Origin of the sequence: Azospirillum rugosum, assembly GCF_017876155.1 — a bacterium.
Taxonomy (GTDB): Bacteria; Pseudomonadota; Alphaproteobacteria; order Azospirillales; family Azospirillaceae; genus Azospirillum; species Azospirillum rugosum.
In genome coordinates this window covers 75,699-89,655 of sequence record NZ_JAGINP010000033.1, presented here as the reverse complement: position 1 = coordinate 89,655, position 13,957 = coordinate 75,699, and the positions used below count along the sequence as shown (strand labels likewise).

General features: G+C 69.9%; 12 protein-coding genes and 1 rRNA gene. 5 read left to right on the top strand and 8 right to left on the bottom strand.

Annotated features, from left to right (window positions below):
• Both rrf and J2851_RS32210 read left to right on the top strand, forming a co-directional pair.
• Positions 1-79 (top strand): 5S ribosomal RNA (gene rrf, locus J2851_RS36775); the annotation flags it as partial.
• 302 nt (positions 80-381) lie between these two features.
• Positions 382-795 (top strand): hypothetical protein, encoded by a 414-nt coding sequence (locus J2851_RS32210; protein WP_209772106.1) that lies wholly within the window; start codon positions 382-384, stop codon positions 793-795.
• Positions 796-800: 5 nt separating this feature from the next.
• Here J2851_RS32210 and J2851_RS32205 read toward each other — a convergent pair whose 3' ends face one another.
• Positions 801-2,363, bottom strand: coding sequence for a helicase HerA domain-containing protein (locus J2851_RS32205; RefSeq protein ID WP_209772104.1), 1,563 nt, complete (start codon positions 2,361-2,363; stop codon positions 801-803).
• 194 nt (positions 2,364-2,557) lie between these two features.
• Here J2851_RS32205 and J2851_RS32200 point away from each other — a divergent pair, with 194 nt between their 5' ends.
• Positions 2,558-4,393 carry a bifunctional diguanylate cyclase/phosphodiesterase gene (locus tag J2851_RS32200; protein ID WP_209772101.1) on the top strand — a complete coding sequence of 612 codons (1,836 nt, stop codon included), beginning with the start codon at positions 2,558-2,560 and terminating at the stop codon, positions 4,391-4,393.
• Positions 4,394-4,471: 78 nt separating this feature from the next.
• Here the strand turns inward: J2851_RS32200 and J2851_RS32195 are convergent, their stop codons facing one another.
• Positions 4,472-6,421 carry an adenylate/guanylate cyclase domain-containing protein gene (locus J2851_RS32195; RefSeq protein ID WP_209772098.1) on the bottom strand — a complete coding sequence of 650 codons (1,950 nt, stop codon included), beginning with the start codon at positions 6,419-6,421 and terminating at the stop codon, positions 4,472-4,474.
• An 88-nt stretch (positions 6,422-6,509) separates the two neighbouring features.
• A complete protein-coding gene (locus tag J2851_RS32190; protein ID WP_209772095.1) occupies positions 6,510-7,985 on the bottom strand; it encodes a M48 family metalloprotease in 1,476 nt (491 codons plus the stop codon).
• A gap of 76 nt (positions 7,986-8,061) precedes the next feature.
• On the opposite strand from J2851_RS32190, the gene J2851_RS32185 reads away from it, so the two are divergent.
• Positions 8,062-8,934, top strand: coding sequence for a thermonuclease family protein (locus J2851_RS32185; protein ID WP_209772092.1), 873 nt, complete (start codon positions 8,062-8,064; stop codon positions 8,932-8,934).
• Positions 8,935-9,034: 100 nt separating this feature from the next.
• Positions 9,035-9,985 carry a prolyl aminopeptidase gene (gene pip / locus J2851_RS32180; RefSeq protein WP_209772090.1) on the top strand — a complete coding sequence of 317 codons (951 nt, stop codon included), beginning with the start codon at positions 9,035-9,037 and terminating at the stop codon, positions 9,983-9,985.
• Positions 9,986-10,153: 168 nt separating this feature from the next.
• Here pip and J2851_RS32175 read toward each other — a convergent pair whose 3' ends face one another.
• The 5 genes from J2851_RS32175 to J2851_RS32155 all read right to left on the bottom strand — a co-directional run bounded on the left by J2851_RS32175 (position 10,154) and on the right by J2851_RS32155 (position 13,878).
• On the bottom strand, positions 10,154-11,386 hold the full coding sequence (locus tag J2851_RS32175; protein WP_209772087.1) for an argininosuccinate synthase: 1,233 nt from the start codon (positions 11,384-11,386) through the stop codon (positions 10,154-10,156).
• 64 nt (positions 11,387-11,450) lie between these two features.
• Complete coding sequence (locus tag J2851_RS32170) at positions 11,451-11,750, bottom strand: hypothetical protein (protein ID WP_209772085.1); 300 nt, start codon at positions 11,748-11,750, stop codon at positions 11,451-11,453.
• Positions 11,750-11,986, bottom strand: a complete 237-nt coding sequence (locus tag J2851_RS32165; protein ID WP_209772084.1) for a DUF805 domain-containing protein — start codon at positions 11,984-11,986, stop codon at positions 11,750-11,752. Before J2851_RS32165 ends, J2851_RS32170 begins: the two co-directional genes overlap by 1 nt.
• A gap of 73 nt (positions 11,987-12,059) precedes the next feature.
• On the bottom strand, positions 12,060-13,229 hold the full coding sequence (gene rlmN, locus J2851_RS32160; protein WP_209772082.1) for a dual-specificity RNA methyltransferase RlmN: 1,170 nt from the start codon (positions 13,227-13,229) through the stop codon (positions 12,060-12,062).
• A 100-nt stretch (positions 13,230-13,329) separates the two neighbouring features.
• Positions 13,330-13,878: an invasion associated locus B family protein gene (locus J2851_RS32155; protein WP_209772080.1), complete on the bottom strand. Its 549-nt coding sequence runs from the start codon at positions 13,876-13,878 to the stop codon at positions 13,330-13,332.
• Positions 13,879-13,957: the final 79 nt, after the last annotated feature.

Here is a 13,957-nt window from a genome sequence, read left to right as displayed (position 1 = left end):
ATTCCGAACTCGGCCGTGAAACGCCTCAGCGCCGATGGTACTGCGTCTCAAGACGTGGGAGAGTAGGTCGCCGCCAGGTCACCACGGCACACGCCCAAGCCAGCCGCTTGGACGCGCTTCATACAGCATCGTCACTTACGCACGTCTTCACGAACACACGAAAAGCCGGTGCTCCCCTCAGGAGCGCCGGCTTTTCGTGTGTTCGCTCTGGCTGGACCGGAAAGCGCCGGGCGTTGGGCCCCCACCCTAACCCTCCCCCACCTTCGGCGGGGAGGGGATTGAGCGGCGTGGCGAAGGGGGGCGGAAATCCCTCCCCCTTCGTTGGGGCTTGCGACATCGCGCCCGTTGCGGCGCGCCGCGGGTGGCTTACCATCGCGGACCATGAGAACCGACCCCGACGGACTTCCCCATCACGACGACCGCCGCGCCTTGGCCGAGGCGTTGCGCGCCGCGCTCGCCGAGCGCTGTCCGGATGCCGACGGCGACCTGATCGCGGCGATCGGGGCGATGGCGGCGAGCCGTTTCTTTGGCGTCCGCTTTCGGGCCGAGGGCAACGCCGAGCGGGCCTGGGTGGCGCGGCGCCCGAACCCGGAGGTCTGCGAGATCTGGGACCCAACGGGGGCCATTCCGGTCTGGGACGTCGTGGAGCGGCTGCCCCATCCGGACCTCTACCGCCCCACGCCGGAGGGGATGGCGCGCGTGACCGCCAAGGCCGGGGAGGCGATGGCGGTCGTGGCGGCCGCGGCCCGGCTCGCCCACGCGCTCGCCGCCGGAGTCGAACCCGACGACGCGTAGGCGGTTCAAACCGAGGCGAACAGGTCGTCGCCGCCCGGGGATTCCGGCGTGTCGTCCGCGTTGGGATCGCCAAGGGCCGTTTCCCAGCCCAGCGCGGGCAAGACGATGCTGCGGGTGTTGCCGAGGCCGCCGCGCGTCGCGATGAAGCCGCGCTGCTCCATGTAGGTCAGCAGGCGCCGCGCACGGCCGCGCGACCGGCTGCCACAGGCGCGGGCGACGTCGGCGTCGGACGGGCAGGGCAGGTGGTCCAGCGCGGCGCGGGCCAGCAGCAGGAAGACGACCTGGATGTCCTCCGGCAGGGTGCCCGCCACCTGCGTCGCCTTCTCCCAGGCGGGATTCTCCTCCGTGCCCTGGCCGGCCCCGGCGCGGGCGGCGGCGAGCTTGCGGCGGAAGGCCGGCAGTTCCAGCAGCTCGCCCCTCACGTCGCGGCTGCGGCAGCGCACCAGGAAGTCCTGGTAGAGCACGGCGATGGAACGGTAGGGCGCCTCCGGATCGGCCAGCACCTCGCCCAGCACCGCCTCGTAGGCGGCCTGCCGTTCGGCGGCCTGGTCCGCGGTTTCCGGCTCCTCGGCGGGCGGTGCGATGACGGGCTCGTCGGGGGCGGCGGGCTCCACGAAGGGGCGCGGGCGGGACAACTGGGCCAGCAGGTCGGCGCTCGCCGAGGTCGAGGGGCGGCGCACGGGCATACGCGGCGGCTCCGGCTCCCCGGGCTTGAAGATCAGCTCGCGCGCGTCCTCCAGCGGGGTGTCGGGCAGCGGCATCAGCTTCGGGCTGCCGGCACGCCCTTGAGTCTCCACGGCGCCGATGCGCAGCGGCAGCGGGCGGCGCGACATGGCGGGGCCGAGCGCGATGAAATGCCCGCGCTCCAGGTCGCGGAACATCTCCGCCGTCCGGCGCTCCATGCCCAGCAGGTCGGCGGCGCGCGCCATGTCGATGTCGAGGAAGGTGCGGCCCATCAGGAAGTTCGACGCCTCCGCCGCCACGTTCTTGGCGAGCTTGGCGAGGCGCTGGGTCGCGATCACGCCGGCCAGGCCGCGCTTGCGGCCGCGGCACATCAGGTTGGTCATGGCGCCGAGCGAGACCTTGCGCGCCTCGTCCGACACCTCGCCGGCGGCCGAGGGGGCGAACAGCTGCGCCTCGTCCACCACGACCAGCATCGGGTACCAATGGTCGCGGTCGGCGTCGAACAGACCGCCGAGGAAGGCGGCGGCGTGCCGCATCTGCATCTCCGCGTCCAGCCCCTCCAGGTTCAGGACGACGGAGACGCGGTGCTGGCGCACGCGGGCGGCGACGCTCTGGAGGGCTGCCTCCGTGTGCTCGTCGGCGTCCACGACGATGTGGCCGAAGCGCTCCGCCAGCGTGACGAAGTCGCCTTCCGGGTCGATGATCGCCTGCTGGACCCAGCGGGCGCTCTGCTCCACCAAGCGGCGCAGCAGGTGCGATTTGCCGGAGCCGGAGTTGCCCTGGACCAAAAGGCGGGTCGCGAGCAGCTCCTCAAGATCGAGCATCGCGGGCGTCCCCGCCGCCCCCGCCGTCATGGTCGTTCCCATGTCGATGCCGACCTTCATGCCCCGCTGACCTCCGCTGCGTGAGAAGCGCACCCGTATAGCGCAATCCGGTGCCGCTGGGCGAAGGGCATTTTGGATCGGCCGAAGGAGCGAGGCTGAAAGGCCGAGACCGGAGTCACAAAACCGAAAACTGGATCTGGTACAAGACCATGGCACCCGTGCGGGGTGCGCCCAACAGACGGCTCGCAAGACCCATGACCTGGCTTTCCCTGGACGCGAAGGACAGCCGCGAGTTTCAGTCGCACGGCCTCCAATTCCATGGCCGCGCCATCCCGCCGGGATGCGCGCCGGGACCGGTGCTGCCTTCGGATTGGAGCCGGGTGCTGGACAGGCTGGACTACGCCTTCCAGCCCATCGTGCAGATGCGTTCCGGCCGGTGCCACGGGATGGAGGCGCTGCTGCGCGGGGTGGACCGCACCCCCTTCGCCGACCCGCACGAGCTGCTGGACGCCGCCTGCGTGCAGGGCGTGCTGGCGGAGGTGGAGTGCGCGCTGCACGCCAAGGCGGTGGAGGCCTTCCGCGCGCTGGACGGCTGGCAGGCCGCGAAGCTGTTCCTGAACATCGACTCGCGCGTTGTCGGCACCCCGGGCTCCCCCTGGCTCGGCCTGCCGGCCGACCGGCGGCTGAACGTCAGCCTGGAGATCTCCGAACGGCGGGAGCTGCGGCCGGACTCGACCATCGAGCAGGCCATCGAGCGCTACCGGCACGCCGGCGTCGGCGTGGCGCTGGACGACTTCGGGGTGGGCTACGCCGGGCTGCGGCTGCTGTACGAGTCGAAGCCCGACTATGTGAAGATCGACCGCTACTTCGTCGCCGGCATCGACCAGGACACGCGCAAGCGCGCCATCGCCACCGCGCTGGTCAGCTACGCCCACGCGCTCGGCATCCTGATCATCGCCGAGGGGGTGGAGACGGAGAAGGAATTCTACACCTGCCGCGACCTCGGCTGCGACTTCGCGCAGGGCTACCTGATCGCGCGGCCCGCCCTGGGCCTGCGCGCGATCCCGGAGCGCTACGACCTGATCGAGGACCTGAACCGCAAGGACCGCCGCAAGCCGAGCGACGTGCACCTTCGCCTGTCGGAGGTGATCGAGCGGCAGCCGCCGCTGCCCGTGACCTCGCCGAAAACCGAGCTTCTGGAGTATTTCCGCGGCAACAACAGCCCGACCATCGCCCCCATCGTGGACAACCAGCGCCGCCCGCTGGGCCTGATCCGGGAGCGGGACCTGAAGCGCTACGTCTATTCCCGCTTCGGCGGCGAGCTGCTGCGCAACAAGGGGCTGGGCGACACGCTGATGGAGTTGGTGGTCAAGAGCCCGGTCTGCGACATCTCCACCCCGCTCGACCAGGTGATCGGGGCCTTCTCGGCGGAGGAGGCGACGGACGGCATCATCATCGTCGAGGGCGGGGAGTATGTGGGCTTCCTGTCCAGCGGCGCGCTGATCCGGCTGGTGCACGAGCACAACCTGGCGATGGCGGCGGACCAGAACCCGCTGACCCGCCTGCCCGGCAACGCCGCGATCGTCCGCCACATCGAGCAGGCGCTGGAGGACCAGGAGCGGCGGCACGTCCTGGCCTATCTGGACTTCGACAACTTCAAGCCCTTCAACGACACCTTCGGCTTCCGCCAAGGCGACCGCGCCATCCTGATGTTCGCCGAGCGGCTGAAGGCCTGGGCGTCCTGCGACGGCGGCTTCGCCGGCCACATCGGCGGGGACGACTTCTTCGTCGCGGTCAGCGGGACCGGCGAGGAGGAGGCGTTGGCCCATGTCGCGGAGCTGGTGGCCGTCTTCCGCTCCGATGCGGAGAGCCTGTACGACCCGGCGGCGCGGGAGGCCGGCAGCTTCCCAGCGAAGGACCGCTACGGGGCGATGCGCGAGTTCCCGCTGCTGTCGGCCAGCGGCGTCGTGGTCGTGGTGGAACCGGGGCCGCACCGGCTGACGCCGGACACCGTCAACGCGGCGATCGCCGAAAGCAAGGCTCTGGCGAAGGGGAGCAAGGAGAAGCTCTTCGTGGTGCGGTTGGGATAAGGCGCTCTGTTGCCGATGGCGGGCCGCCTTCCTCAGACCGCTTGTCCGAAATGCGGCCCGCCATCGGCAACAGACCGCCTACGTCTTCGCGGCCTCGGGTTGTTCCGCCTCCGCAATGTCCGCGTCCGCGATATCAGCGTCCAGCGACACGCGCCAGACCTCCGTGGTGCCGTTCCGGCCGCGCAACGGTTGGCCGCCGACGCAGTCCAGCGGGGCGGCGCCGTCGCCATGGAAGGCGGTCGCCGCACTCGCCAGGACGATGACCTCGCTGTCGCCCTGGAGGCTGGAAGCCAGCTCCTCGATACGGGCGGCGACGTTCACCGTGTCCCCGACGATCGTGTAGTTGATCCGGCTTTCCGAGCCGATGTTGCCCACGACGACGGAGCCGGAATGCAGGCCGATGCGCACCCGGATCGGCGGCAGTCCGGCTTTTTCGCGCCGGCGGTTGTCGGCGTGGACGGTGCGGGCGATGGCGTGGGCGGCGCGCAGCGCGCGGGCGGCGTGGTCCGGCTGCTCCTCCGGCGCGCCCCAGAAGGCCATGATCGAGTCGCCGATGAACTTGTCCACCGTGCCGCCCTCCGCCTCAATGCAGGTGGCGAGCTGGGTGAAATGCTCGTTCAGCAGGGCGGCGGTGTCGGCGGCCCCCATATGCTCCGCCATGCGGGAGAAGCCGCGGATGTCGGTGAACATCACCGTCACCTCGCGCTCCTCGGAATTGAAGGCGGCCTGGGCGCCGCGCTGGTGCATCAGCCGCAGGACCAGCGCCTTGGGCACGTAGGTCTCGAACCAGCGTAGGCCGGCGACCATGGCGTTGAAGGCGCGGTTGGCGCGGGCGAGTTCGCGCAGGCGGGAGTCCGGCAGCTCCGGGATGTTGCGGAAGTCGAAGCTGCGCACCTGGTCGGCGGCCTCCGCCAGCCGCGCCACCTGGGCACTGATGCGCCGGCCCACCAGCAGCGCCACCGCCACCGAGATCAGCAGGATGCCCAGCCCGGCCAGCCCGGTCGTGTAGAGGCGGCGGATCTCCGTCCCCACCTCGTTGGAACGGAAGCTGATGCCGATCGTCCAGTCCTGCCGGCCATAGCCGGCCATGCTGCGCATCAGGAAGAAATAATCGTCGTCGAGCACGCTGACGACGCGGCCCTCGATGCGCTTCTTCAGGGCCTGCACCGGCTTTCCGGAGACCCACAGGGCCGACAGCGCCGGGTCGGCGACCTCGTCCACCGTCGGCAGGGGCGGGCCGTCGGTCTTGTTCGAGAAGTCGAACTTCATTCCGGCCAGGGAAGGATGCGCCAGGACATGCTGCTTGTCGAACAGCACGAAGGCGTTCAGCCCCTGTTCGACGTAGAGCGTCGCCAGGAAGCGCGACAGGTCGCCCAGCGACACGCCCACCACCACCTGCCCCAGGTAGCGCCCGTTGCGGCGGACCGGCTGGAACAGCGTCAGGAAGCTGGTCCCCGCCTCTTTCGCCCACAGCGGGTCGGCCCAGACGGCGGTGGTGCGGTCGACTCCGTTGGCCAGTTCCGGCGGGACCGACGTCGTCTCGCCGCGCAGATCCTCGCGCACGATGTGCAGTTCGTTGCCCAGCCGGTCGGCGCGCAGGCCCGTGCGGTCGGGGTGGAAGAAGGCGATGCCGGTGACGTCGGGGGCGCCGGCCAGCGCGCCGCGCAACGTGTCCTGGAGGGTGCGCGTGTCGCTGGGGTCCAGCTCCCCCCGCTCCATCAATCCGGCGACGAAACGAGCCATGTCCCGTGCGGGGTTCAGCTGGTTGCGGACGCGCACCTCCACCCCGGAGAGGGCGAGGTCGGCGCGGTCGTTCAGCAGGGCGAAGGTGTTCCGGCTGGCGCTGACCAGCCCCAGGACCAGGACGCTGGCCACCGCCAGAAGCATCAGCGAGCCGAAGCCGGCGACCAGCACCGCCGCGATGGGCAGGCGCAGGCGCTGGCGGCCCAGCGCGGAGGCGCGCGGTGCGTGGCGCGCCTTCCGGAACCTGGCCTTCGGCGTCTTCGGCGGTGCGGGGTGATCGTCCATGCCCCGGAACGTACAGACGCACGCCGCCGTCGGCAATTGGCCATCACGCCGCGTCCCCCAACGGTCACCCGCCCCGACGGCGACCCTGTCAGCCGGCGATGATCTTCACCGGCTGGCCCGGTCGCAGCGGCGCACCCGGCGGCAGGTCGTTGATGATGCGGAACAGCTCCTCGGCGTAGGGCTCCTGCGGCATCTGCCGGACGTACCCCTCCACGCTGTCGCCGGGGCGCGCGGACACCACGCGTACGCGCCGGGGCTTCAGCGCCGCCGCCTCCTGCCGGCCCAGGCGGCGGAAGCTGTTGGCGGTCTGTTGGAAGGCCGGGTCGAAGCGGCCGAGCGCGCCGCTCGGCGACAGCATGGTGAAGCGGTACATGGCCCCGTTGTCGCCGCGGATGGCGACCAGCCGTACGTCCACGTTGCCGCTGTCCGTCTCCCCGCGCGTCACCGCCGTCGCGGCCGGCAGGCCGTTGACGGAGAAGGACTGTACGCCTTGCAGCGGGGCCCCCTGCGCCCACTCGCCGGCCAGGTAGCGCGCCGGGTCGGGCGATCTCTGCGGGGCGGCGGCGTCGAACAGGATGGCGCCGCCGTTCTGGCCCTTGGCGATCACCTGCTCCGCCCCGTTCAGCAGGCTGAAGCCCTGCGGCACCTCGAACGCGATGCCGAGCGCGGGGTGGGCGAAGGTCCGGCCGCGGACGAATCCGTTCTCCGGGCTGTCGCCGTAGATCACGCCGTCGATGGCGGTCATGTAGGGCTCGACCGGCCGCGCGCCGCCCTGGGGCAGCTTGCGGGCGATGGCCGCCGCCTCCTCCACGCGGCTTTCGGTCTGCGGGTGGCTGGCGAAGAAGTCGAAGCCGCTCTCGCCGGCGCCCTTGCCGGCGCGCAGGCCCTCATACTGGCTGTCGCGGCGCATGGTTTCCAGGAAGGTCGCCATGGCGAAGGGGTCGTAGCCGGCGCGCACCAGATAGTCGATGCCCAGCCGGTCGGCCTCCGACTCCTGGCCGCGCGAGTATTTGGCGAGCAGGGCGGTGCCGCCGACGTTGGCCAGCTGCGCCAGCTCCGGGCTGCCGAGCACGAGGCCTATGCCCGCCGCCAGCAGGCCGGCGAGGGTCTGGCCGGTCTGCCGCTCCCGCGTGTGGTGGGCGATGACGTGGCCGATCTCGTGCCCCAGGACGCCGGCGACCTCCGCCTCGTCCTTGGCGAGCGCAAGCAGGCCGCGGGTGACGTAGATGTAGCCGCCGGGCAGGGCGAAGGCGTTCACCACGTCGCTGTCCAGCACGGTGAAGGTCCAGGGGCCCTTGCGGTCGGTCTGCGCGGCCATCCGTTTGCCGAGCCGGTCGATGTAGGCCTGGAGCCGCTGGTCCTTGTAGGCCCCGCCGAACTGGGCCAGGATCTTCGGGTGCTCCTGCGCGCCCAGCGCCTCCTCGCTGGACCCGCCCAGCAGCTGGGCGCGGGCGGGCGGCGCGGCGGTTCCGCCACCCAAGACAATGGCCAGTAAGACCGCCAGCAACGCGGCGGCGATTCGGCGCAGGGGGGCGGCGACGGTCGGCTTGCGTTGGTTCGTCATGGCGCGTCATACCGGTAAGGACTGTCCTTCCAAACAAACTCGGCCGTGGCCGGGTTGTTCCCTCCGTTGATGGGTCATGACCCGCTCCCTTCCGTCCGTCCTCCTCGCCCTGCTGCTGATGACCCTCGCGCCCGCCGAGGCCGCGGCGCAGCGGCTGCGCGCCGCCGGGGTGATCGACGGCGACACGCTGGAGCTGGAGGACGGACGCCGCCTGCGGTTGGCGGGAATCGAGGCTGCGAAACCGCCCCCGAACGCCGCGCCGGGGACACGCTGGCCGCTGGCCGAGGCGGCGACGACCGCCTTGGCGGAGCTTGCGCTTGGCCGCAACCTGAGCCCGCGCGGGGAGGCGCGGACCGACCGGCACGGGCGACTCGTGGCGCAGCTGCAGAGGGACGACGGGCTGTGGCTGCAGGGCGCCCTGCTGGCGCGCGGCCTTGCCCGCGTGCACACCCAGCCGGCCAACCAGCCAGATGGACGCGCGCTGGCCCGCGAGATGCTGGCGGCGGAGGACGCCGCCCGCGCCGCCGGCCTCGGCATCTGGCGCACGCGCGCCTATGGCGTGCGCCCGGCCGATGACCCGGACATGGTGGCCCGCGACCGCGACAGCTTCCAGATCCTGGAGGGGCGGGTGCTGCGCGTCACCAAGGCGGGCAGCGAGGCCTACCTGGACTTCGGCGAGGACTGGCGCACCGACGTCACCGTCCACATCGGGCGCGTCGCCTTCCGCGCCTTTACGCAAGCGGGCATCGACCCGCTGTCCTACGAGGGGCGGCGCGTCCGCGTGCGCGGCTGGGTGGGGCTGCGCAGCGGCCCGATGATCGAGGCGACGCACCCCGAGCAAATCGAACGGCTGGACGACTCCCGCACGCCTGCGCCCAAGGTGTCCATCGCCCCACCGGCCGAACCGCCGCCATCCGTGAGCGATCCGGACGACGAGGACGCGGACTGAGCCTCGGGATCGGCGTTCGATCGTCGTAGGTCGCGCGTGCCAGTGGCGGAACGGAAGCTCGGGCCCTACACTGGACCGGCTGGATTCACAGGACCGCCCCATGCCCCGCAGCGAGCTTTTTCCGCCCATCGACCCGTTCCAGACCGGTTTCCTTCCCGTCGACGACATCCACACGCTGTATTGGGAGCAGTCGGGCAATCCGCGCGGCGTGCCGGTGCTGTTCCTGCACGGCGGGCCGGGGGCGGGGGCCTCGCCCACGCACCGGCGCTTCTTCGATCCCGGCCATTACCGGATCATCATCATGGACCAGCGCGGGGCCGGCCGCTCCACTCCGCTCGGCGAGGTCCGGCGCAACAGCACGGAGCTGCTGGTGGAGGACGCGGAGCGCCTGCGCCGCCAACTGGGGGTCGAGCGCTGGCTGCTGTTCGGCGGCTCCTGGGGGTCGACCCTGGCGCTGGCCTACGCGCAGACCCATCCGGAACGCTGCCTGGGCCTGATCCTGCGCGGCATCTTCCTGATGCGGAAGTCGGAGATCGACTGGTTCCTCTATTCGATGCGCACGATCTTCCCGGAAGCCTGGGCCTCCTTCGTCGGGCACATCCCGGCGGAGGAGCGCGGCGACCTGCTGGAGGCCTACTGGAAGCGGCTCGACGCGCCCGATTCGGCCACGCGCATGGCGGCCGCGCGGACCTGGAGCATGTATGAGGGCTCCTGCTCCTCGCTGCTGCCCTCGCCGGAGCTGATCGCGACGAGTGCCGAGGACACCCACGCGCTGGGCCTCGCCCGCATCGAGGCGCATTACTTCCGGTCCAACCGCTTCACGCCGGAAGACAAGCTGCTGCGCGACCTTCACCGCATCCGCCACCTGCCGGGCGCGATCATCCAGGGCCGCTACGACATCGTCTGCCCGATCTCCACCGCCGACGAGCTGCGCCGCGCCTGGCCGGAGGCCGACTACCGCGTGGTGCCGGACGCCGGCCACTCCGCCATGGAGCCGGGAATCCGCGCCGCGCTGGTCCAGGCGACGGAACGGTTCAAGGATTTGCGGTAGGCATTGATTGTTGGGTTGCGCTTCGCTCCACCCAACCTACGCGAAACACTTTTTCGTAGGTTGGGTGGAGCGAAGCGCAACCCAACATCGTCACCAGGAAACCAATCCGGAAACGAAACGAGGGAGCCGGAGCCCCCTCGTTCCAAACACATCGGTTCGCGCGACGAATCAGACCTTGGCGCGGGCCATGGCGCCCAGGCGCAGACGGAGCGCGTTCAGCTTGATGAAGCCTTCCGCGTCCTTCTGGTTGTAGACGCTGTCTTCCTCGAAGGTCACGTAGTCCATGCGGTAGAGGCTGTTCGGCGACTTGCGGCCGACCACCGTGACGTTGCCCTTGAACAGCTTCAGGCGGACGACGCCGTTCACCGTCTCCTGCGTCTGGTCGATCAGCGCCTGGAGCGCCAGACGCTCCGGGCTGAACCAATAGCCGCAGTAGATCAGCTCCGCATAGCGCGGCATCAGCTCATCCTTCAGGTGGCCGGCGCCGCGGTCGAGCGTGATGCTCTCCATGGCGCGGTGGGCCGCCAGCAGGATGGTGCCGCCCGGCGTCTCGTACACGCCGCGCGACTTCATGCCGACGTAGCGGTTCTCGACGAGGTCGAGGCGGCCGATGCCGTTCTCGCCGCCCAGCCGGTTCAGCTCGGTCAGCAGGGCCGCCGGCGACAGGGCCTTGCCGTCGATGGCGACCGCGTCGCCGCGCTTGAACTCGACCTCGACGTAGGTCGGGGTGTCCGGGGCCTTCTCCGGCGCGACGGAGCGGGTGAACATGTCCTCGAACGGCTCGACCCACGGATCCTCCAGCGCCTTCCCCTCGTAGGAGATGTGCAGGAGGTTGGCGTCGGTGGAGTAGGGCGCCTCGCCGCGCTTGTCCTTGGCGATCGGAATCTGGTTCTTCTCGGCGTAGTCGATCAGCCGGGTGCGGCTGTTCAGGTCCCACTCGCGCCAGGGGGCGATGATCTTGATGTCCGGACGCAGGGCGTAATAGCCCAGCTCGAACCGCACCTGGTCGTTGCCCTTGCCGGTGGCGCCGTGGGCGACCGCGTCGGCGCCGACCTGGTTGGCGATCTCGATCTGGCGCTTGGCGATCAGCGGCCGGGCGATCGAGGTGCCGAGCAGGTAGGTGCCCTCATAGAGGGTGTTGGCGCGGAACATCGGGAAGACGAAGTCCCGCACGAATTCCTCGCGCAGGTCGTCGATGAAGATGTTCTCCGGCTTGATGCCCAGAAGCTCGGCCTTCTTGCGCGCCGGCTCCAGCTCCTCGCCCTGGCCGAGGTCGGCGGTGAAGGTCACCACCTCGCATTGATAGGTCTCCTGCAGCCACTTCAGGATGACCGAGGTGTCGAGGCCGCCCGAATAGGCGAGCACCACTTTCTTGATCTGTTTGCCGGACGCGCCGCTCATGGGACTACTCACGCGGATGGAGAAAGATGTCGGTGCGGGACAGTAGCCCTACGACCGATGCGAATCAATCCGTTGCGGCGTCGGCGGCCACCGGTTCGGCCGGCTTCCGGTCCACGAACGGCCAGCGGATGTAGGCGTAGATCCACAGCGCCAGGATGTCGGCGCCGTTGATCAGCAGCACCAGCGCCCACAGCGGGCTGCGCCCTCCCTTGGCGAGCAGCCAGCCGCCGAAGACCAGCTTCAGCATCAGCAGGATCGCCATGACGAGGTTCGACGTCCACGGGTCGGTGGACATGATCGCCGCCCAGGGCTGCCAGTAAATGGCGTTCAGGACGCCGACAACGGATTCCATGGCGGCTTCCATCACGCGGTCCTCCGCGCCTTGCGCGTCGGGGCGGGCGGGTCGACGGCGATGCGCGCCGGCCAGCGCCGAAACGTGAGGAAGCCCAGCACGGCGACCAGCCCGATCACCGGCACGAAGATCACCAGCGCCCACCAGGGCGAGAATCCGGCCCGCCGGAAGATGCGCATCAACGGCCAGACGGCCACGGCGTTGAACAGGAACAGGATCAAGCCGGGGTCGACGGCGAAGGCGGGCACGGGGGATCTCCTGAAGACACGGGCGTGGCACTATACCCCTCTCCCGCCGGGGCAGGGAGAGGGGAGAAGCGCCTTACCCGACCAGCGCCGCGTCCTTTTCCGCCAGCACCTTCTCGATCGCCGCGCGGTCGGCGGCGGACAGGCGCACGGACGCGCTCTTCAGCTGGCCGCAGGCGGCCATGATGTCCTCGCCGCGGGTCGTCCGCACCGGGCTGGCGTAGCCGGCGTTGTTGACGATGTCGCCAAACACCTGGATCGCCTTGTCGGTGGAGCGCTCGTACGGCGCGCCCGGCCAGGGGTTGAAGGGGATCAGGTTGATCTTCGACGGGATGCCGTCCAGCAGCTTCACCAGAGCCCGCGCGTCGGCCGGGCTGTCGTTGATGCCCTTCAGCATCACATATTCGAAGGTGATGCGCCGCGCGTTGTTCAGGCCCGGGTAGTTGCGGCAGGCGTCCATCAGCTCCTTCAACGGATACTTCCGGTTGATGGGCATGATGATGTCGCGCAGCTCGTCGGTCACCGCGTGCAGGCTGACGGCGAGGTTGACGTTCAGCTCCTCCCCGCAACGCTTCATGGCCGGGACGACGCCCGAGGTGGACAGGGTGATGCGCCGCTTGGAGATGGAGATGCCGTCGCCGTCCATGACGATCTTCAGCGCCTTGGCGACGTTCTCGTAGTTAAAGAGCGGCTCGCCCATCCCCATCATGACGATGTTGGAGATCATGCGCCCGTCCGGCGGGGCCGGCCATTCGCCGAGCGCGTCGCGGGCCAGCATGACCTGCGCCACGATTTCCGAGGCGTCGAGGTTGCGCACCAAGCGCTGCGTGCCGGTGTGGCAGAAGCGGCAGGTCAGCGTGCAGCCGACCTGGGAGGAGACGCAGAGCGTGCCGCGGTCTTCCTCCGGAATATGAACGCTCTCCACCTCCTGCCCGTCGGGCATGCGCAGCAGCCACTTGCGCGTGCCGTCCACCGACTTCAGGTCGCGCACCATGGTCGGCCGGGCCACGGCGTAGCTCTCGGCCAGCTTCTCGCGCACCGGCTTGGCGAGCGTGGTCATCACCGCGAAGTCGGTGGCTCCGCGGTGGTAGATCCAGTGCCAGAGCTGGCGGGCCCGGAACTTTTCCAGGTCGATGGACAGCATTTCGGCTTCCAGCTCGTCGCGGGACAGGCCGACAAGGTTCTTGCGTCCGTCGGCGTCGGTCGCCGGCAGGGCAAAGGCAGCAGCATGGTTGGAGGCGCTCATGGCCCCCTAGATAGGGCCATGAGCGGAAAGAGTCAAAAGACGAAGCGCTGAGAAACCCAGCAATTCGCTGGGCGCTTGTCATTTGCCGGCAGGGTTGCCGTCAGCGCTTGACGTCGCAGGCCTTGTTGATGGCGTCCAGAGCCTGGGCGGCGCCGTCGGTGCTGTAGGTGTCGGTGGTCTTGGTGCCGCGGGCGGAGATGCCCTTCACCACCATCGGCTTGCCCTTGGCGTCGCGCAGGGCGGCGGTGACCGCCTTGTCCGTGTCGGAGTCGCGGGCCCAGGCGGTCTCGCCCTCGTTGAACAGCTTGAAGGTCTTGCCGCCGACCTCCACCACCGTGTCGGCGTCCTTCTTGTAGGAATAGCCGGCGATGAAGCTGACCACATCCAGCGTCTTCTCGGCCGGGCGGTGCGTCACCAGCACGTAGATGTCGCCGCGCTTGGCGGTGGCCGGCTCCTTCTTCTTGGGCTGGCTGGAGACGTAGCAGACCTTGTGCCCGCTTTCGTCGAACGCGAAGGCGTTCCAGTCCTTGAAGGTGCCGAGCAGGCGCGGGTCGGCCGCCCCCGCCGTGGTGGCCGTTGCGACCAGGATAGGGCAGGCCAGGGCCAGCGCGGCGCCGGCGGCGCGGCAGATGGTGCGGACAGGCAACATCGTTGGGCGAACGCTCGAATGGTTTTGCGGGAGGGGTTCGGAAGCGACCCGGACACTACCCCAATTCGGTGCGCGAATC